Origin of the sequence: Pseudomonas sp. EL_65y_Pfl1_R83 (assembly GCF_963970695.1) — a bacterium.
Classification (GTDB): domain Bacteria; phylum Pseudomonadota; class Gammaproteobacteria; order Pseudomonadales; family Pseudomonadaceae; genus Aquipseudomonas; species Aquipseudomonas tritici.
In genome coordinates, this window is record NZ_CAXAQI010000004.1 from 49,685 (window position 1) to 71,788 (window position 22,104).

The 22,104-nt window shown below is 64.0% G+C and carries 8 protein-coding genes; all 8 read right to left on the bottom strand.

Annotated elements, in window-relative coordinates; all coding sequences use genetic code 11:
* Positions 1 to 44: 44 nt before the first annotated feature.
* Positions 45 to 12,617, bottom strand: a complete 12,573-nt coding sequence (locus AACY08_RS06780) for a filamentous hemagglutinin family protein (protein ID WP_339468721.1) — start codon at positions 12,615 to 12,617, stop codon at positions 45 to 47.
* A 184-nt stretch (positions 12,618 to 12,801) separates the two neighbouring features.
* Positions 12,802 to 13,983 (bottom strand): substrate-binding domain-containing protein, encoded by a 1,182-nt coding sequence (locus tag AACY08_RS06785; RefSeq protein ID WP_339419770.1) that lies wholly within the window; start codon positions 13,981 to 13,983, stop codon positions 12,802 to 12,804.
* A 383-nt stretch (positions 13,984 to 14,366) separates the two neighbouring features.
* Positions 14,367 to 15,578: a type II secretion system inner membrane protein GspF gene (gene gspF / locus AACY08_RS06790; protein WP_339468722.1), complete on the bottom strand. Its 1,212-nt coding sequence runs from the start codon at positions 15,576 to 15,578 to the stop codon at positions 14,367 to 14,369.
* A complete protein-coding gene (gene gspE / locus AACY08_RS06795; protein WP_339419767.1) occupies positions 15,578 to 16,996 on the bottom strand; it encodes a type II secretion system ATPase GspE in 1,419 nt (472 codons plus the stop codon). The genes gspF and gspE overlap by 1 nt, the downstream gene beginning before the upstream one ends.
* Before the next feature lie 370 nt (positions 16,997 to 17,366).
* The gene (gene gspD / locus AACY08_RS06800) at positions 17,367 to 19,673 is read right to left on the bottom strand and encodes a type II secretion system secretin GspD (RefSeq protein ID WP_339468723.1); all 2,307 of its coding nucleotides are present in this window, start codon (positions 19,671 to 19,673) and stop codon (positions 17,367 to 17,369) included.
* Positions 19,670 to 20,182, bottom strand: a complete 513-nt coding sequence (gene gspM, locus AACY08_RS06805; RefSeq protein ID WP_339468724.1) for a type II secretion system protein GspM — start codon at positions 20,180 to 20,182, stop codon at positions 19,670 to 19,672. Before gspM ends, gspD begins: the two co-directional genes overlap by 4 nt.
* Positions 20,175 to 21,233: a type II secretion system protein GspL gene (gene gspL / locus AACY08_RS06810; RefSeq protein ID WP_339468725.1), complete on the bottom strand. Its 1,059-nt coding sequence runs from the start codon at positions 21,231 to 21,233 to the stop codon at positions 20,175 to 20,177. Before gspL ends, gspM begins: the two co-directional genes overlap by 8 nt.
* Positions 21,230 to 22,099, bottom strand: coding sequence for a type II secretion system minor pseudopilin GspK (gene gspK / locus AACY08_RS06815; RefSeq protein WP_339468726.1), 870 nt, complete (start codon positions 22,097 to 22,099; stop codon positions 21,230 to 21,232). Before gspK ends, gspL begins: the two co-directional genes overlap by 4 nt.
* Between the last annotated feature and the right edge of the window lie 5 nt (positions 22,100 to 22,104).

Consider the following 22,104-nt stretch of genomic DNA (forward strand, 5'->3'; position numbering starts at 1 on the left):
ATTGATCGCCCCGAACGGTACATCGAGAGGTCCTTTCCTAAGCCTTACAAACTGATCTGCTTGCGCTCCTCATCCGTCAACCGCGCCCGCGCCTGTTCGCTCAGCGGCCCCGCGCCCAGCACCTGAACCGGGCTGTTGGGGTTGTAGGCAGAGTTTTTCTGCTGCGGTTCCGGTTCACGCGGCAACGGCTCGCTGCCCAGGCTCAATACTTCCACCGTCATGATCGAAGGCCGGCCCTGCTTGGCCGCCGCCTGCTGGCTGCGCGCCGCGTCTTCCGCCGCCTGCGATGCCGCTGCCCCCGCCGCGCTGGCCGAGCTCATGGCTCCCGTGTTGACCGTGGCCGACACCGGCACCCCGGACGACTTGCCCTGGCTCTGGATATTCGCCGCGTTCACCACGCGCAACGCGGCGATGTTGACGTTGCCGGATACGCGAATCCCCGCCTCCCCTGCGTCGATGGTGCCCAACGGTGCGATCAGGTCGATGTCCCCCGCCGGCACTTCCGGAATCGGGTTCAAGGTCGCGATCCCCGCGCCCGTGCTCGGCACCGACGGCGACAGGCCGACGTTGCCCCAGTTGTCATAGACACGCTTGGGCGGCGTATACACCACGGTGGTCTTGGACCCGCGACCGGCGTTGATGTCGCCCTCGCTGGTCCACCCCATGATCGAACCGCCGAAGGTGGTCATGATGCGGCTCTGGCCAAGCAGGATGCTGCCCATGGAGTACAGCTGGATATCACCGGCACCTTGGGTAATCACGCCCGCCGTCGACGGGGGCGCCTCGCCTTCGATGCCGAAGGTCTGGCGGCCGCCTGGGGTGAGCATCTGGATCGAACCACCAAAGTTGGTGTGCACGCCCGAGCCGCCGAACAGTGTGATGTCGCCTTTGTAGGTAATCGGGTTGCCGGCCACGTCCTTGTCCGGGAACAGCGCCGCAATAGCGGCGCGGCCACGCAGGTAGCTGCCTTGGCGCACGCTGCCGTCGGTGTTGTACTCGCGCCCTGCGGCCTTGAGTTCGGCAAAGTACAGGTCGCGGGCAAACACGCGTTGCTGCTCGGCGGGCAGCGCCGCGTAGTAGGCGCGTGCCTGCTCGGTATCGCCGACAAAACCGAAGCGCTCGGCGAGCCAGGTGACCAGCTCGTTTTCGTACGTCTTGGCGACCTTATTGCCTTGAATCGACTCGCCAGGCTGCGCCAGGTTGGCGGGGTCCAGGTACGCCTCGACGAAGCGCCGGTAATCCGGCCCATGGGGACCGACGCCCGCCTGCATGACGATGCTCGCCCCAGGACGGTTGTCCCCGGCCAACAGGGGCCCGAGGCTGGTCACGCTGGACTCGCCCAACGCCCCGGAACCGGTCAGGAGGATATTGCGCCCCGCCGACAGTTCCAGCAGGCCGGGCCCGGCGACCTGGAAGTTGCTGTACAGAATGTCGCGGCCGGCGGACACCACGGAGATGTCGTTGAGGTTGTTGTGAAGGATCAGGTTGTCCTGGGTGCGTATGTCCACAACAGCAGTCGACTCCTGACCGAAGCGGCGACCGCTGCTGACGATATCGCGTCCAGCCATCATCCAGACCGGTCCATTGCCCTCATACCAGGTCTGGCCTTCATGCAAGCTGCCCGCCGCTGCACTGAAGGCAATCACGCGGCCACTGCTGACGCCGACCAGATCCCCGTCTATCGCGTAAAAACGTGCGGGTTCAGCACTGCCACCGGGAGACAGCGTGGCCGTCCCCGGCCCGTACACAAACAACGGCTGGCTGCCCGAGTTACCGTTAACCGACAGGTTGCTGGCCTTCACCGTGTTACCGATGCGACCCTGATACGCCGGATGCCAAGGCGTTGCCAGAGTACTTTGCGCCGTCCCGGATTGGCTGACGGTCATGCCGCCGGCGTAGATCGAATCCTGGGCCAGGAACTGCAACTGGCCGTTTTCGCCGGGCGCCAACAGCAGTGGGTAACTGTAGTTGTCGTCGCCATTCACCTGCGTCTGCGCCGCTTTACCGTAATACAGACTGCCGCCGGCTGCCGTAGCCCTGACGATCGATGGATAGACCACCGCCAAATCGGCCGTCGCGTCGGATCGGCTGAAGGGCGTGAGGTTGCCGCCCAGGGAAAACAGGTCGATCGACGTACCCTTGGTCCACAGTGTGAACCAACTGGTACCGGTGCCCTGTTCAGCCCCTTGAGCGAAGGGGGACAGGTGGGAGAGTACGACTCGCCCCGGGTCTTCGACGTTCTGCACCACCAGGTCACCCAGGGTTTGCAGATTGAACGTAGCATCGCCCGGCACCAGGGTCATTCCGCCGCGAGCCGCCCCACGGGTCGCGACCAGTGGGTCGTAGGCACGGGTTTCGCCGGGGCTCTGGAAGTTGGCGCTACTGCCATACATCACGTCGACACTGCCCACGGTAGCACTGCGTAATTGCACGTCACCTCGCAGGTTGACCAGTACACCATCACGATGGTCAGCGGTGTCGGCAACGCTGGCCGGGTTCAGTGCCCCACCGATGCGCACGCGCAGGTCGCCGCCACCGGTCAGTTGCAGGCTGCCATCGCTGGCGACCCGGCCCGTGCTGCCCACAGCCAGCACCAAGCCCTGGCTATGCGGGTTAGCCTCGACATGACTGGTGCTGTAGCCCAGTGTGTTCAACACGCCGGCATCACCGCTGACGTTGACATCCACGTTCCCGCCGCCAAGGGCACCGAAGCCGGTAAAGCCGAGCATCTTGTCCGCCGCCGTCGTTGCGGTGTAGCTGCCGAAATTGATCCACCAGGCCGTCGGCTGAGCTTGCCCGCCCGTCGCCACATCGCTACTGCCCTGGCGCCATAACCAATTGCCGACGGCAGCGGAGTCCACCCCGGCATCCTTGGGGTTGGGGCGCGTGGGGCTCAACGCGGTGAGGCTGGTGATATGACCGGTCAGGTCCCCTCCGACATTCAGCGTCAGGTTGCCCCCTGCCTCCGGGTACCAGGCCCGATACAGGCTGGTCGGCGAGCCATTGACGAACTGTTCAAAGAAGCTGCCGGGGTCGCTCAGCACCGTTTTACTGGACGGGTCAGCGCCTGTCGGCGTCGCCTTGGGCAGGTTATAAGGGTCGCCGGCAAAGGTGCCGGTCGACGAGGTGCCGGCCGTGTAGACGCCGTACAACGAATCCATGCTCAGGCTGCCCGCACTCAACAATTCCAGGTCGCCGGTGCCAGTGCGGATGACGCTGAATCGCGTGCTGGAAGGGGTGGCGGCGTATTCCTTGTCCGCCTTCAACAGGCAGAACTCAGGCGCACTGCCACACACCTCAGCCACAGTCGGGTATTCAATGCTCTGGAAAAACGCATCGGTCATCTCGGTATTGACGACCACAGTGATGCCTTGACTTGCCAACTGATCAACAGCGTACTGGGTGAATACATAGGTGACCTTGGGCTTACAGTACTCCGGCGATGCGGCACAGAAGTCCTCGATTGAACCCAGCCCGAAGCCATCGAGTACCGCCTGATCAATCGGTTCGCCCTCCTTGACGACCACACCGGCAAAGCCCATATCAATGACTGCCTGGGCGGTCCAGGTTTGCACGCCTTTTGCCGGAATTTCCTTGGCAAACATGCCGTAGTGGTTATCCGCCAAGTGGATGTCACCACTGCGCGGGTGGGCTTGCAGGATACGGCTGTCAGCCGCCTCGGTGTCGGCGCCCGCCACCAGGCGCAACGACCACGATTGAGTGCCTTCGGCCAGCATCGGCGAGATCGCCCACACCTGGCCGGCGGCGCCGGAAACCCCGACGCGCAGTTGCACCGACGTCGCCCCGTTGGGCAGTTTCACATCGGTGCCTGCGGGGATCAGTCCGCCCTTCGGCAAGGCTTTGGTGCCGCTGAGCAAGACGATGTTATTGCTCAGCGTTGCGCCGTGCACGGTGGGCAGCGGCACGCCTTTGGGCCAGATCATGGCTTGCAGGCGCGTGCCCTCCGTCAACAACGTGCCGGCCCCCAGTTGTGTGCCCGCCACCAGGGTTTGCGCCTGGCTGAGCAAGGTGCCGGCGGCAAACAGCAGGTTACCGCCGGCATCGCGCACATCCGCCGACAACACCCTGCCGGCGGGCAGCACCAGGTCCTGGTCCAAGGTCGCGGCCACCGGCAAGCGCGTGTCGGCAGCCACTGTCAAGCCTTTGATCGGCAAGTCGTAGTTAAGCGTGGCGCCCGCCGGGAAGGCAGTGCCGTCGGCCAAGGTCACGCCATTGCCCGGCACCACGATAGTCCCACCACTGAAATCGACACCCGGCAACAGCACCCAGCCTTTGTCATCCTCGGACACTGGCGGCTTGGCGAAACCGTCGTTGATGCTGCCGTAGATATTCAGGTCGCCGCCGGCACGCAGGGTCAGGCTGCCGGACTCGCCGCTGCCATACACCGCGTTGTTCTTCTGGCTGTTGGGGTTGAGGCTGGCATAGCGGTAGCCGGACAGGTCCAGATCGCCTTGCACCACCAGGTCGCCGTCCAGGGTTTTGCTGACGATTTCCACGCCTGGGCGCAGGTGGAAGGCATCGGCATACGTGGCGTTGTTCAACCCGGCGAGTTTGTTTTGCAACAGATCGTTATTGAGCAGCGCGGCATTGATAAAAGCCTCGCTCAAGGCGTGCTTGCCATCCAGGTAGCCCTGGGTGATCTCCTGATACGGTCTGCCGCTGGCGGTCGGGTCGGTTTTCTCCGGGGCATCGTCGTAGGTGGCCATGCCGTTGAGGGTAATCGAGCGCGCGCCCTGGATAGTCAGGCGCCCGCTGGCATCGATATTGATGTCATTGCTGCTGCCGTCCGGGTTGAACAACCGTGGCGCGTTCAGCTCCAGGGTGCCGCGATTGCGCCCATCGTTGCCGGCCGTGCCGTCGGTGCCGTGGCGCAGGTCGATGCGCACGCCATCGGCCAGGGTCAGTTGGCCGGTGCCGGAACCCAATACCACCATGGCGCGGTTCGGCGCGTCGATGATCTTGCCGTAACTGTCCACGCGCAGCTTGCTGCTATGGGCGTCGAGCACTGCCGTGCTGTCCAGGGTCAGGCCATTTTTGCCGGCCAGGTTGATGCTGCCGACCCGCTCACCGCTGGCGTCCACCAGGCCATTGACGCGCAGGCTGCCATTGTCCACCGACACGCTGATGGTGCCGGCCTTGAGCCCGTTGCCGATGGTCAGGTCACCCTGCTTGAGCTGGAAGCTGCGCGCGCCGAACACTTCGCCCTGGTTGAGGCGCTGGTTGAGGTCGGCGAACTGTTGGTCGAGGGCGCCGCTGCTGCCCAGGCGTTGCGCCTGGATTTCCACGGTGCCGGCCTGGTACGGCATTGAAGTGCCGCCGGCCAGGTAGCGGCCGCTGCTGCTGCCGAGGATTTTGCCTTGCAGGTCGACGATGCCCCCGGCCGCGTCTGTTGCCACGGCGCGCAGTTTGCCGGCCTGGTTGTTCTTCGCGGACAGGTCGATGGTCGAACCCGCCGCCTGCAGGATATTGCCGCTGCGGCTGTCCAACAGCACATCGCCGCCCCAACCGTATTGGGTCACGTCGTTGAAGGGAATGGCGCGACCGGCCACGTCGATCAACGCGTCATCGGTCAACACCACATCACCACGGGCGCTGAGGCTGACTTTGCCGCTGGGCAACACCACCGCACTGGCCAGCCGAATGCTGTCGCCCTGCAGGGACAGTTCGGCACCCTGGCCGCTGGCCGTGCCACGCGGGCCGGCGGACGCGCCGATGTCGATCGCACCGCCCGCCTTGATCACGTTCACCGAGCCGGCTTCACCGGTCATCAGTGGCGTGCGGATAGTCAGGTTGCCGCCGCTGTACTGAAAGCCGCTGATCGGGTCATAGGCGCCCTGGCTCTGGTACACCGACAGGCTGCCCTTATGGTTGGCCGTGATGCGCTCGCTGGCGTTCAGACTGACGTTGGCAAAGCCCAGCGCCAGGCGGTCGAAGCTTTTCACGTTGCTCGGCTGGCCAAAGGCGCCATAACCGAACTCGATCCGCTCGGCGTTGACCTCCAGGCGCCCGCTGCCGGTGCCCGCTCCCCCCGCCACCACCGCGCCCGGCGCCGTGATCGCGCCCAGCCAGATCAGGTTGGCGGTGTGGATTGTCGCCACGTCGTTGGCGCCACCGGCGCCGTACAGGGCCGGGGTGGACAGCATCAGGTTGCTCAGCAGCGATTTGCCGGTGAGCGGGTCATAGGTGTCGAGTACCGCATTGCCGTAGAAATTGAACCCGTCGCGGGCCGAGAGCTGCAGGGTTTCCAAGGCCGGTGCGCCGAACTGCGTATCGCCGCGCAGCAATTGATCAAGCAGCGCCTGGCTGAGCGTCAGCCCAGCCGGCAAGCGATTGGCCGCCGCCGCTGCGGCCAGGGCGTCCGCGCTGCCCAGGTTGATGGTGTTCACGCCCAGGTTCAAATGACGGGTGCCGTAACGCACCTGGTCGCCGAGCTGAAAGGTGCTGTCGGTCAGGGCCACGATGCTACCGTTGGAGTACAGCCCGGTCTGGCCACTGCACACACCACTGCTGCAGGCACCGATGTTGATGCCCTGGCTGATCACACTGCCCACCTTGGGCGCACTGATCACATTGAGCAGGCCATTGGACACCGCCAGCATGTTGGCCACCTGGTAGATATAGCCGTCGCGGGCATCGTAGCTGGCATTACCGCGCCCCAGGGTATTGATGGAAGCACCCTGCTCCACGACGATCGAGCCGGTGTCACTCACCAGGAACACTTCCGGTGCAGCCAGGGTTGCGCCATTGCGCAAGATCACGTTGCTATTGGCGCGATTGACCCCGCCCGCCAGGGAAATGAAGTTCCCGGACTGGCCGTACGCCACAGCCGTCATCCCACCCACCATCAGCCGCGAAGCACCCAACGCATTCAGGCTATCGGCGTTAAAGGTGATGCCAGCGAACCCGGCGGTTGCTGCCTGCCCGGCGCCGACCACTTCGATCCCTTGCATACTCCGGTCGATCACGGCCACCGTGCCGCCATACCCTCCCGATGCGGCGCCAAAGCGCCCAATACCTTGGAACGAGAAGGCCTCGGCGCCGCCTCCCGGACGCAGGGCCAGCTTCAAGGTTTTCGCGTCGGCCTCCAGCATCGGCCGTGGCACACCCAACCTCGCCGCATCGGCCCTGGCGAACTGGGCGTAACTGGTTTCGTTGTATTGGGAGTAGCGCCGCAAGGTATCGGCCGAGGTCAGGATCAATTGGCTGGCTACGCTGTTGCTGATCCCGGTATGGGCGATCGACAGCTGCCCGGCAGTGGCCCACGAGCCGTTGCGCATCAAGGTGGTTGCGGTGCCGCTGCCCAATCCGGCCAGGCCATTGATCTCGACGCGGAACGCGCCTGGCATCAACGCGTAGGTCGACGGCATCAGCGTGTAGGTACCCGCCGGCAACCCCGGCACACCGGCGCCGATGGTGACTTGCTGGCCGACCAACGGCGTTACGGCCCCGCCCTCTGCTGCGACCGGCGCGGCGCCCGGCTGTATCCCCGGCACAATGGCATAGATCGGGTTGGTGGACAGTCCCGGCAGCACGAACCCGCCAGTGGCGCCAAATTGCACCAACGGGCTGTAGCGCGCATCCGTGGAACCACCGCGCCCGGACACAAAGCCGGCACCCAACAAATCGCCTCCGCCGGACAAGTCCAGGGTGGCGTCCGGCAACACGCTGATCGACTTGCCCCCCAGAATGACCCCGACACTCAGGTCAGTTTCACGTGGGGCCACACCTCCCTGACCGATAAATTTCACAGTCTTGCCGTTGTACTTATAGACCTGGCCGTCCAGCGTTCCGCCATAGGGCAGCACCAGGCCCTTGCCACTCACCGAGGTCAGGCTGCCAGGCAGCAGTTGCACCACGCTGCTGCCCATGCTGCCGATATCGATCAACCCCAGGGGTGCGCGCACCACGCCACCCTGGCGCACCGTCGCCGCGCCCAGTTGCAGCCGGCCAAACGCCGAATACGGGACAGGCGCATCGGCGTTGCCCACGCGGCCGATGGTCAGCGTACGCAACGGATCGAAATCCAGGTCAAGGGAAGTGGTGGTCGACTGCCCACGGTAACCGGCGATGACGCGAGCACTGACTTCAGTGGTCGGGTACAGCTGCGCGGCGCGCAAGGTCATATCGCCCTGGGTCAGCAACTGCGTGCTGACACCGGTAATGATGTCGTTCTCGGCCGCACCGGCGAGAAAACGCAGGTCGCCCTGGCTGGTCAGGTTGACCTGATCGAACCCGCGACGCTCAAGGCTGGCCTGGCTGTTGTCCGCCCTGAACAGGTGGCTACGGTTACCAAAGATGACATTGCCGCGTACCTCAATCAGGCTGCCGGATGCATTGAATTGTGCCTCGGTGGCCCGCTGGGACGGGGCCGGCAGCACCGGTATCGGTCGCACATACAAATCCTTGCCCGTCTCTTCAGGCGCGAGGAAACCCGCCAACAGCAGGTGCGGCGCCGCAAGGTTGATGCGCGAGTTGCCCGCTGCGTTATCGCTGAGGCCGTAGCCACGGCTGTACAGGCGCAGGCTCTGGCCCATGTTCAAGGTTACGTCGCCATCAAAGCTCAACAGGCCGTTGCTCAACAGCGCCAGGTTAACGAAACCGCCCGCACTGACTTGGTCAACGCCCAACCGAGCATGCCCGTACTCCAGGCTGGCGGCAGCGTCTTCAGCAGTGCCGGCCAGCGTCGTCGGCTGACTTGTCTGCCCCAGCACCAGTTCACGTACTTTGAGGACGCGGTCGGTGACGGACGCTTTCTGGTAATACGGGGTGTCCAACGCCAGGTTGAGACTGCCGCCTGCCGCACCGGCACCACCGGCCCTGGCGACAAAACTACCGTCCAGGTACAGGCCATTATTCGACGCCAGCGTAATACTGCCGCCATTGCTGGCCGCTTGCACGGCGCCCTGCCCCGGCACGTTTATGAGGGCTTGGGTGCCGGAGGCCTCCAGGCGCGCGCCGTTACGCACCACCACGAACAAGTCACTGGCCTTGGCCAGGCCAGTGTTCAAGTCGAAGGTGCCGCCAATATTGATGCTGCCGCCGTCACGCACCAAGCCATAGGTGCGCCCACGGTTGTCCACCGCCGTCGCCGCGCGTGCCGCGACGTCGATCACCGCCTGCTCGCCAACCCAGATTGAGCGGCCATGGCCGATGGCGTTCACCGCTTCCGAGGCAGCCGTCGTCAAGCCGCCCAGGCCCACACTGCCGCCCCAGGCATTGAGCGTGCCGTCCATCGTCAATTGCCCGACGCTGCGCAGGTTGATCGCTTGGCCGGGATCCACGTTGATCACTGCGCCCTGACCCACGGTGAGCGCCGTGGTCGCCAGTTGCGCGGCGGTGGCATTGACATGGCCGGCGGTAAGGCTCAAGCCCGCGCCCCGGCGTTGGGTCAGCACGCCTTTGGCAGCGTCTTCCTGGTACAACGGCGGCGTCCAGCGCTCCAGTACGCTGGCAGGATCGCTACCGGTGGGCGTACCCGAGGCTTGGGCACCTAACCGGTAAACCGGCAGGCTGACGTCCACCTGAGTACCGTCCGTGACGATCAGCCCTTCATTGCCGGTGATGTCGTAGGCCGAGAAGCCCTTTTTGAAGAAATCACCCGCCAGTTTCAGGGTGTCGCTGCCAAGCGCATTGGCACTTTCACCGATCTGCACCTTATGCGCCTGCAACGCCAGGGTGCCGCCGCCGTTGACGCCATAGCCGCGAATATCACCCTCCAGGGCCAGGGCACCGAGCGCGCCCAGGGTTACGTTCCCGCCCTTGCCGCCAGTGAGCTTGCCATCCACGCCAAGGGTGGCCCCGGAAGACGTATCCACGACACTGCCGGCGGCCAGGTTCACGTTGCTGGAACTGCGCACCGACACCTTGCCACCGTTCACGTACGCCACACCCGCGCTGGAAGTCGGGTCCAGCGCCAGGTTGTTCCAGCGGCCGCTGGTGTCCAGCTTGACGCCGGCGGCGACGTTCACACTCGAACCACCGGCCAGGATCGTATCCGCCACCTCACCGGCCTTGAGCCGATCGACCTGGCTGAGAATGTTGCCGGCGTTGATACTGCCGCCGTGGGCCGTGAGGTTGGCATTAATCTGCACACCCGACCCGAACACGGTGATATCGCCACCGTCCGCCACACTGAGCGCGCCATTGACGGTCACCTGTTGCTTGGCAGCGACCTTGACCGCGCCCAACTGGTAGCCATTGAGCTGATCGCTGTCTAGCAGGATCTTGCCCTGGCGATCAAGCGGCAGCACGCTGCCGAGGTCCAGGCCGTCGGCGATTGCCTGGGTGTTGCTGTCGATCAGCACTTGGTCGGAGGTACCACTGAGGGCATAACGCAGCGTGCCGGTGGTTTTGTTGTAGATCGGAATGTATTGGCCAATGATCAGTTGCGCACGCTGGGCCCTGGCTTTCTGGGATTGCTGGTAACCGTCGAGGTTGATGTTCGGTGCCTGGGTCTGGCGATCCCCCTGGAACACGTCACTGATCACCTGGCCTTCCAGCACTGCGCTGGCGGTGCCGATGACCAGCTTGCCGGCATCGCGGCCCACGGTGTAACCGGCTTCGTAGCGACGCTGGGGAGCGATCAGCGGGTTGTAGTAATACTCGGTCTGGCCCCAGCGCGCGCTGTTGTCTTCATAGCCCTTGTAGAACCCGGAATAGAGAATGTCCCCCGGCGCTTTCGACAATTCATACAAGCGGCCATTCGGGCCCTTGAGCCAGGTCTGCTGAATGTAACCGGCCTGCACATCCACGGCACCGCCCGACAGGTTGATCTGCGCGCCCTGTTGGGTCACCACCTCCTTGCCGGTAAAGGTCACAGTGCCGCCTTGGGCCATCCACTCGCCCACCGTGTGGCCCTGGGTGCCCAGGTAGCCGCCTACTTCCAGCAAGCCGCCGGCGGTGTACCAACGGTCGGTGGCGTAGCCGTTGGTGCCGGCCGGTACAAACACCAACTCGCGCAGGTCGACCCACACGTCATTGTTGATCAGTTGCCCGCCGTCGCGGTTGACCGGCGCATCGCGCTGCTCGTTGCCCTGTACGTTGATCTTGATGTTGTTGGCTTCCATCGCCACCTTGACGCCGATGGCACCCGACACATCGATCATCGCGCCATCGCGCACCAGGCTGCGCTGCCCGGCGCTGACCGCGACCTGGCCGCCGGTGGCCAACGTGATCGAGCCCTTTTGGAAGTCCACAGTGCCGCCGCTGACAATCTCGATGCGCGACTGGTCGGTGCGGTCAACCACCGCACTGAGGTTGTTGAACTGCCCGGTGATCAGGTTGGCGGGCGTGCCGTCGAGCTTGATCAGGCCATTGTCTTTCTGGCTGTTGAGGGCCTTGCTGCCACTGGCGTCGAGCAGGATCGCGGTGGTGCTGCCCTCACCCAGGGTCACGCTGCCGCTGGTGTCGCTGGCGGCGTTGAGCAAGTGAATCGTGCCGCGTGTATCCACCGAGGTGCTGGCCAGGGCCACGCCATTTTGCTGCACCTGATGGCCGGTCAGGGTGATGTCGCCAGTGGAGGCCATGATCAGGCCGCTGTGGGTGACTTTGCCAGAGGTGCTGACAGCCTTGAGGCTGGTCGCCACTTCATTGCCACGGGTGGTGGAACGGTCGTTGCCCGCCGTGCCGACGCCTTTGCGAATGTAAAAGCTGTCGCCAGCCGCCAGGGTGGTCTGGCCCTTGGCAGTGATGATGGTCCCGGCGTTTTCCACCTCGCTGCCCAGCAACAAGGCATAGCCGCCTGAGTCCGTGGAGGTCGCGGCAGTGTGCGTCTGGATCAGCGCGCCGCGCTGTACTTCCACCTTGCCCGCCGCATCGGTGAACGTGGGTTGGGTGCCATTGGTGTCGACATACAGGCCGCGCTGGGTGAACTGGTCATCCGTGATGGTCGCGGCGGCCGCCACCAGGTTACGCACATTGACCTGGCTGGTGCCGCTGAAGACCACACCGTTACGGTTCATGATCATCACGGTGCCGGCGCCGTTGATCTGGCCCTGAATTTCGCTGGGGCGCGCATTGGGGTCATTGACGCGGTTGAGCACGGCCCAGTTGGACTGCTGCTGAAAATCGACAGTGGTATTGCGCCCGACGTTGAAGGTTTCCCAGTTGAGGATCGCCTTGTCAGCGGTCTGCTCGATGGTCACCGTGGTCTTGCCGCCGGATTGGCTCTGGGTGGGCCCCTTGGCGTTGGTCCAGCCCTGGGTCAGGCTGTTATCGACCTGCAGGCCGCCCTTGCCCAAGCCATCGGGGATATTCGAGACCTGGCCGAACGCCGCCTGGCGCCCCGCCGCTTGCGCCGCCTGCTGGGCCGCAATCGCCGCGACACTGGTGTTCAATGTGCTGATGGAACGCGCCAACTGCTGCTTGACCTGCGCCTGCTGGTTCAGCGAAGGAATCCCCGGGACTTGGCCGGCACCGGTGCGCGCTGCCGTGCTTGCCTGAGACGCGCCCTTGTCGGCAAACCAGCCGGAACTGAACGCCGTGGCCGCCTGGGCATTACCGGCCACCATCAACAAGGCAATGGCCTGGGCCAAAGGCTTGAGGCGCAGGACTGTCACGGGGGTTTTGACGTTAACCGGTGATTTGCAGCGAACCATCTGGAATCTTCCTTCTTTGTTATCGCACTGGGGCCAAGACAGGCTCACGTATGAGGGTTAGGCGGTTGGCGAGGCGCGGGACTGAACTTCTGTCATGGAAAGTTCACGCAGGGCTGTTAACGAAAATAAATCAGCAACGGCACAGGCCGTTGCTGATCGGTGTTGCGGGTCGTTGAAGCGTGGGTTACAGCGGACGACCGATGGCGTTGCAGACGCTGGTGTTGCCGATGCCTTGAGCGTTGGAAGCGGTGGCGAAGGTGTCACGCACGGCTTTTTTCCAGTTGGCTGGCAGCGGTACGAAGCGGTTGTTGCTGATCGCGGTGTCGTTGTTACCGAAAGCACCGTAGTGACGGGCGAAGAAGCCGCGCACTTGGGTGGTCTGGGTGGCGTCGGCGTAGCACTGGCTGAAGATCAGGTTAGTGAAGCCCAGGATCGGGTAGCCGCTGGATGGGTAAGCGAAGGTGGCTGGGCCGCTTGCAGTGGCAGCAAACACCGGTACCCAGTTGTCCGGGTTGGTAGCGTCGATGAACGAGCCATCCGCGCGGGCTTCGGTTGGCGCTGGAATCAGGCCAATCGCAGTCGACACGTTGGCAGGCGCAGGGGAAACACCGCCAACCTTGGCCACTTTGGTAGCGTCATCCAGACCGGCCAGGGTGGTCGCCGCGTAATCCGGGCTCATGTAGGTGATACGGCCTTCTACGGCGTTCAGTGCATCCATCACGCCCTGGCTGCCAGTGGCGGCCACAGCCGTCGATGGCAGACCACCGCCGTAGCTGGAGGAGAAAGTGGTAGTCACTGCGAAAGGCAAGGCTTCGGTGCATTTGGCATTCAGGAAGCGCGTGAACAGCTCAGTGGTGCCGCTGGACTCGCTGCGATACACCAGGGCAATCGGGCCAGTGCGGCCAGAGTTGGTGATCTCGTTCCAGGTGGTCAAACGACCGGAGAACACGCCACACAGTTGGTTAACGCTCAGGTTGACGGCGTTGGTGCCGGCCTTGTTGAACGGAATGGCAACCGAAGTGGCCACCGAAGGCACCTGGATCAGCTTGCCCCAGGTAGGTTGCTTGGTGGAAGCATAGGTCGACAGTTCAGTCGCGCTCAGCTTCGAATCGCTACCCGCCCAGTGCACGTTCTTGTTAGTCACGCCAGCCACGAACTTGGTGTAGTCATTGTTCAGGAAAGCCGACTTGCCGTTGCCGCTGCCCACGCCGATGTACGGAGCGAAGCCAGTGGTGAGTACGCCAGCGGTTTGATACAGCGGCTGTGGCAGAGTTGCGCCGCCGCCGTTGATGTCAGCGAATGCAGCCTGTGCAGAGCACAGTGCAGCGAGGGTCATGGATACCGCGAGAACGTTGCGCTTAAACATGAAAAAGCTCCTTTCGTCGTGTTTGTACGTTGGGGTAGATGGCTCTTGCATGACGCCATGGCTTCGGTCCCAACCTATGTTTCGGGGGTGGCCGGGGGTGAAAACCATGGAGAGAAAGTCGCAGTTTCCGATGACAGCTGTGGGAAAAAACCTCGGGAGGAACGCCTTGATTTTAAAAAGATTCTCGGGTGTTTTGGTCGTGGTTTCGAGCGGTTTCGGGGCAGGTGACAGCGAGGTTTCAGTGCGGGGTTGCTGGAGGCGGTGTGGCGTGTGTCGAGGGGGGTGGGATGTGACGGAATGAGGAACCCGAGGTTGGGCGTGGCGGCCAGGATGTCGGCAAACCAACTGAATGGGCGCAGTTCATTTGCTTCGGGTTTCGTCAGTCAGGTGACCAGCTGGTTGATCTCGATGATCGGCAACAGGACCGCCATGACGATCACCAGCACCACGGCGCCCATCACCACGATCATCAGCGGTTCCAGCAGCGCGGTCATGCCCATGGCGCGGCGTTCGATATCCCGCGACAGGGTCTGCGCCGCGCGCTCGAGCATCGGCGGCAGCGAGCCGGTTTTTTCGCCGCTGGCGATCAGGTGGATCAGCACCGGCGGGAACACCTTTTCCACCGCCAGCGCCGGGGCCAGGTTGACGCCTTCGCGCACTTTGGCGGTGGCGTCGTTGACGCACTGGCTCAAGCGGTCATTGGACAGGGTCTGCCGCGCCGCCTCCAAGGCCCGTAGCAACGGCACGCCGGCACCGCCGAGAATGGCCAGGGTCGAGGCAAACCGCGCGGTGTTCAGGCCCAGCACAAAGCGCCCGATCAGCGGCAGGCGCAAGACGCGGCTATGCCAATTCAAACGCGCCACCGGGTTGCGTAAATACAGGCGCCAACTCCAGAAACCGCCGACGATCCCGGCGAAACACAGCCAACCCCAGGCACGGATAAAGTCACTGGCGTTGAGCATCGCCAGGGTCAGCCCCGGCAGGTCCTGGCGCGCCTGGGAAAACGCGCTGACCACCTGGGGCACCACGTAGCTCAGCAAAAAAATCACGATGCCAATCGACACCAACCCCACCACGCCTGGGTAGATGAACGCAGTGAGGATCTTGCCGCGCAGGTTGTTGCGCTCCTCGATGTAGTCGGCGAGGCGCTCCATCACCTGGGCCAGGTCGCCGGACTCCTCCCCCGCCGCGATCAGCGCGCGGTAAATCGAAGGAAAATCCCGTGGCCGCGCCGCCAACGCCTCCGCCAGGCGCATGCCGCCACGCACATCGGCGCGCACACCGGCGAGGGTCTGGGCGATGTGTTTTTTCTCGGCCTGCTCCACCGTGGCGCTCAACGCCGCCTCCAACGGTAGACTGGCGCCCAGCAGGCTCGCCAGTTGCCGCGTGGCCCAGGCCAAATCATTGTCTGAGAGTTTGGCAGTGAACAGGCTGCTGCCCACCGCTGCTGGTTGACCACCTTCGATCTGCACCCGCAACGCGGTCAAACCGCGGCTGCGCAAATTGGCAAAGGCCGCACTCTGGCTGTCGGCCTCCACATGCCCGGCCTCGACTTTGCCGCTGGCATCGGCGGCCTCGTAGCGATAGCGATTCATCAGGCGTCCCGTGTCACGCGCAGGATTTCTTCGGGCGCGGTGGCGCCGCTGCGCACCCAACGTTCGCCGTCTTCACGCATGCTGAACATCCCGGCACGGCGCGCGGCCAGGCGCAGGTCCTGTTCGTTGGCGCCCTGGTGGATCAGGCTGCGCACATCGTCATCGACGCAAAACAATTCATGGATACCGGTACGGCCGCTGTAGCCGATCTGGTTGCACTGTGCGCAGCCCACCGGACGCCACGTGCCGGGCGCAGCCGGGTCTTCCTGCTTGCAATGCGGGCACAGACGGCGCACCAGTCGCTGGGCCAAAACGCCCAACAAGGACGACGCCAACAAGAACGGCTCCACGCCCATGTCGATTAAGCGATTGACCGCCGACACCGCGTCGTTGGTGTGCAAGGTGGCGAGCACCAAGTGGCCGGTGAGCGAAGCCTGCACGGCGATTTGCGCAGTCTCCAAGTCACGGATTTCGCCGATCATGATGATGTCCGGGTCCTGACGCAGAATAGCGCGCAAGGCCAGGCCAAAGGTCATGTCGATCTTGGCGTTAACCTGGATCTGGCTGATGCCCGGCAAGTCATATTCCACCGGATCCTCCACGGTCAGGATATTGCTGGTACTCGCATCCAGCCGCGCCAGCGCAGCGTACAGGCTGGTGGTCTTGCCGCTGCCGGTGGGCCCGGTGACCAGCACGATGCCGTGGGGCTGACGGATCAACGTGTCCAGGCGGGCGAGCAATTGTGGCTCCATGCCCAGGGTTTCCAACTGCAAACGCCCGGCCTGTTTGTCCAACAGCCGCATCACCACGCGCTCGCCATGCCCGGTGGGCACCGTCGACACCCGAATATCAATCGGCCGCCCCGCTACACGCAGCGCGATGCGGCCATCCTGGGGCAGGCGTTTCTCGGCGATATCGAGCTGAGCCATGATCTTGATCCGCGATACCAGCGCGCCATGCAACGCCTTGCGTGGCGACACCACATCACGCAGGGTGCCGTCGACGCGGTAGCGCACCACGGAATGGGTCTCATAGGGTTCGATATGAATATCGCTGGCCTCGTCGCGCGCGGCCTGGGTGAGCAAGGCGTTGATCATGCGGATAACTGGGGCGCCGTCCTGGGTGTCGAGCAGGTCGGTGATTTCGGGCATGTCTTGCATCAGGCGGTCGAGGTCGACCTCGTTTTCGGCGGCACCCACCACGGCGGCGGCGCTGCCGGTGTCGGCATAGGCACTGGTGAGCAGGCCGTCGAGTTCGTCGTCGCGCACCTGTTCGAGATGGGCCTGGCCGAACTGGCGGTGGACTTCGCTGATGGACCAGCCGGGGGTTGAGGGGCACACCGTCAGTAGCATGCCTTGCTCGCCGGGGCGCAGGAGGATGCGTTGGGATTTGGCCCAGGCGTAAGGGAGCAGGCTCATTGGGGTAGCCCCTTTTTTGCGTGTACATATCCATTATTTGGGTAACGGCTGATTAGGGTTCCGCCCTTACGGCGGCTCACTTTGGAAAAGCCCCAAAGTAAGCAAAGGGCTCTTACCCCAACACTCGGCACCTCGCCTAGGCTCGGTGTGCCCGTAATCCGACAGGACGCCGGGTTAGCCGCGCTGGGCCAAGGATGGCCCATCGCGGCGGCCCACGCTCCAAAGCCGGAGTGAGGGCATGCCGAGCCTAGGCGAGGCACCGAGTGGTGGGGCGAAGACCTTTTGGTTACTTTTGGGGCGTTTGCCAAAAGTGACCCGCTGTAAGAGCGGAACCCTAAGCGGCCGTGACCGCAGCAACGGATATGTACACTCACTTAGGCACCGCCCTGATCACCGCCCTAGGCCCCTGCTGCTGCATCCCAGGAATCGCCTTCTCCACCGAAGGCAACTGCGGCGCCTGCACATCCGGCATCGCCCAGCTACGCTCCGGCTGTACCCCCCCCTGCGCCCGGCGCATAAACTCATACCGGTTCAACGTAATACTGCGCCCCGCCCCACTGTCCCGAATAATGTAAGGTCGTAAAAACACCATCAGGTTGGTCTTGTTCACACTGCGTTTCTCATTGCGAAACAACGCCCCCAACCCCGGAATATCCGACAACCACGGCACCGCATCATTACTCTGGCTATACCCATCCTGCAGCAACCCACCGAGCACCATGATCTGCCCGTCATCCAACAAAATACTGGTATCGATCGCGCGTTTATTGGTCACCGTCCCCGCCGTCACGGAAGCTCGCTCATCCACGGTGCTGACTTCCTGGTAAATATCCAGCTTCACCGTGCCGCCCTCGGAAATCTGCGGCCGTACATTCAACTTGAGCCCCACCTCTTCACGCTGCACGGTCTGGAACGGGTTGTTGCTGGTGCCCCCGCCCCCGGTCACATAACTGCCGGTGACAAACGGAATCGTCTGCCCCACAAAAATGCTCGCCGCCTCGTTGTCCAGGGTCAGCAGGTTCGGCGTGGACAGCACGTTGGTGCCGCCCTTGCTCTTCAATGCACGGGCCAACACCTTGAGGTCGAGCACCTTGCCAATGCCGGGAATATCCACGGTGCCGTTGACCAACCCCACGTTCAGCCCCTTGGGCAATACGTCGATGCTGGTCTTGCTGGTAGGCGTACTGTTCACACCACTGCCGCCCAAGTTGACCCCGCCAAACCCACCCTTGCCACCGAGGTTGCCGGCCTGCCACTGCACGCCAAACTCAGTCGCATCGTCCTCGCCGACTTCCACGATCAGGCTTTCGATCACCACCTGGGCGCGGCGCTGGTCGAGCATGTCGATCACTTCGCGCAGGTTGCGGTACAGCGGGTCCGGCGCGGAAATCAACAAGGTGTTGGTGGTGGCGTCTGCCTGAATGGTCACGCCGCCAGCGCTGAACGCGGTGTCCTGATCATTGGGGGTGCCGCTGGTGCCAGTGCTGCTGGTCGAACCGGTGGACTGGCCATAACCCGACTGCACACCGCTGCCCGTAGGCGTGCCACTGCTGTTTTGCGCATTGCTCGTGCCTTGGCTGTTTTTGCCATTGCCGCCCATGGCGCTGAGCTTGCCACGGGCATCGTCGCTGACGCCGGAATCGCTTTCACCGGTCAGCAACCCGCGCAGCGACTGCGCCAGCTTGCCCGCCTGGGCGTTGCGTAAATACACCACGTGCATGTTGCTCGGGTTGCTCTGGGCGTTGTCGAGTTTGTAGATAAGGTTGCGCGCCAGCTCCGTGCGCTCCGGGCTGCCGGAACGGATGATGATCGAGTTGGAACGCGGGTCGCCGATCACGTTGATCTTCTGGGTCTGGTCGGCGCCCTGGGTTTCCAGCAGCTCGGCGACCATCGCGGCGATGTCCACAGCGATGCCGTTCTGCACCCTCACCACGTCGGTGTCGATGGCGCTGGGGGTGTCGATGCCGTTGATGATCTGCGCGACACGCGCGAGGTTTTCCGCGTAGTCGGTGATGACGATGCTGTTGTTGCCTGGGTAGGCATTGATCGGGTTGTTCGGCGACACGATGGGGCGCAGCACCGGGATCAGGTTCACCGCGTTTTCATATTGCAGGCGAAAGGTACGGGTTTGCATGCCGCTGCTGCCGGCCGTGTAGATCGGCCCGCCGAGCAACTTGGCATCGGCCTCGGGCACCACCTGGGCGACGCCGCCCACATCGACCACGCTGAAGCCCTGCATGCGCAGGGCCGCCAATAGCATGTCGTAGGCCTGGTGCGCCGGCACCTGACCTTCGCTGACCAGGGAGAGGTTGCCCTTTACACGAGGGTCGACCAGGAACTGCTGGCCCGTCGCACGGGACAGCGCGCGCACTACCGCCTGGATATCGGCGTCGACAAAATTGAGCTGCACCGGCTGGTCGCCCAGTGGGTTGCGTGCCTTGACCACCGCCGGGGCGTGGCTGCGGGCGCTGTTGGTAACCCGGTGCTGGACGGGCGGTTGGGGGGCGGGTTCACGTTGGCGATCCAACACCGTCTCACCGCTGCGGCGGGTGTCGGCCAAGGGTTGGCCAAGTTCACTGTCCACCAGCAACGGCGTGGTTGACTGACTGCTGCACGCACTCAGGGCCAGCACCAGCAGCGGCGCGACCATGCGAAAAGGGGGGACTGACCACTTCATGAAGCTTCCTTAGCGCCAAGCGCCTGATCCATGCGAACGGTCCCGGACACAGTGCCGGCCGAGTTATCGACGGGGTCGAGGGCGCGCTGCAAACGCGCCTCGGACACCTCCAGAGAAAACGAACGGGCATTGCCCAGCAGCCAGCCCACCACCGCATCGGCCGGGGCGTTGTCGAAGGTAAGGCGCCAGCCGCCGGGGGCCAGCGCCTGCAACTGGTAATGGCCTTGCAGGCCGGCGCTATCGAGGGCTTGGCGCAACGCGGTTTCATCGCCCTGGCGAGGCGCAGCGACGTCCTGCAACAACACCTGCAAGGCCGCGGCCTGGGCACGTAACTTAGGCGTTTCGGCCTGCCAGTAGTCGATCTTCTTCAACGCGGGCTGCACCAGCACGAGCCAGGTCAGCAGGCTCGCCAGGACCAGGCCGGCGCCGCCGAGCATGCGTTTTTCGCGCAGGGCCAGGCCGCGCCAGAACACCTGGGCCTGGCTGCGCAGTCGCTGCACTTTATTCATCGCCGGCACCTGGCTTTTCCGCTGCCGGCGCCGGGCCAATGGTCCAGGCATGGTCATCGCGGGTGGCTATGAAGCCGGCCTGGGCCAACGCCGCCTGCCATTCCCCCTCAGCCGTCGGGTTACGACTGTCGGCGAGTAATTCCACGTGCAAGCGGCCTTGTTCAAAGGTCAGGTTGTCGACGCTGCCGACCATGAACGGCAAGCTGCTGCCCGCCAGTTGCAGGAGGCTGGTGAAGCGTTGCCCTGGGTCTGAGGCCGCGCCGGTCTGGCGCGCCGCCAATTGCTGACGGGCCTGCTGCAAAGGGTTGAGCACCACCGGCAATTCGGGAAATGCCTGGCGCACCTGCTGGCTCATCAAGGCCTTGAGTCGCTGACCTTCATGCACTTGGCGCGCGGCGTACAGGTTGAGCCCGACGGTCCAGATGGCCGTCGCCAGCGCCACACATGCCAGCGCCCTGCCCCATCCGGCCGTCGAGGGTTGGCGCAGGCGACCGTGCAACCCCCATGTGGGCACTGGCCCACTCCAACGTTGCTGCGCATCCACCAGCCGCACGTCCAGCGTCTGCAAACCCAATGGGTGCACCGCGCCTTGTTGCAGGCTGTCACGCGTCAACAGATAGCCTTCGTCCAACGCCGCAGTGCCCACCGGCAAGGCATAGGGCGCCGGGTACACGCCGCGCAGCTTGAGTTGCACCTGCGCCAGCCGCTCCAGCGCGGCCTTGGACACCCAAGCCACCTGCACGCGCCCATCGCTTTCACGCGGGCCGTGGGCCACCTGCATCTGTCCCACCGGGCCCAGGATCAATGCCTGCGCGGCGCAGGCTACGGCGTCCGCCGTTTTCGCGGCCGGCAGCGGTGGCAGCTCCAGGCTGGTGAGCAAGCTGTCGCGCGGGTGCAGGAAACACTCCACTGCCTGGCGGGCCTTGCCCAACTGCGCCAAGCTTGCGTAGCCCTCTTCAACGACCACGCCACGGTCCAGCCAGGCAAATTTCACCTGGCTCTCAAGGGTCAGCTTATCCAGCGGCGGCAAGCCAATGCGCAAGCGTTTCATACACCCACCCGCGACCAGATCACGCGGGGCTCGCGGTCTTCGGGCCGATGCAACAACGCATCAATCGTCACCCGCCGCTGCTCACGGCGCGCCCGGCCCTGCAAGCGGAACCACTCACTGGTAATGCCCACCTGCACCGAATCCACCTCGATTTGGGGCAAGCGCAGGCGGTTGACGAAATCCCCGCGGTTGATAAACCAGTGCCCACCGTCACGCTCGGCCACCAGCCCATGGGCCTGGGACAGGCTGAGCTGTGGCACCACCGCGCTGAGCACTTCGGCGCTGGCGGTATTGCCGTTGACCCAGGTAGGGCCCGGCAACACGCTGATGTACGCCTGCATGCGCTGCAACACGTTAGGGTCGAGACCTTCGATCGCGCTCAAGTCATCCAGGCTGCGCAGCATCGGGTATTGGGTGGGGGGTACATAAGAGGCGATCACCCGCTGGCTGATGCGCCGGCTCACCGCCGGGTCGACGCCGATCAGGCGACACAGCCGCTCGAAGCTCTGCAACTGCTCGGTGTCCACCTGCTCGCGATTGACCAGGTTGCGCAGGTTGAACTTGCCCTGTTCGTCCACGATTCGCCCCTCAAACACGCCACTTTGGGCACGGGCCCAGGGTTGATCGAGGCGGGTCAGCACGTCTTTTTGGCGCGCGTCCCAGAGCATCTGCCGGCTGCGCTCAAGGCCGCCCTGCAACAACCATTGGCCCTGGATGCGCAACTGCTCGGCTTCCAGGCGACGGGTGAACACGGTCTGGCGCGTGAGCATGGCGCCAGCCAGTACAGCCACCACCGCAGCGATCAGCATCGCGCTGATAATCGCCATGCCGCGCTGCTTCGCCGCTGGGGGCGAATACCGTTTCATGGCGC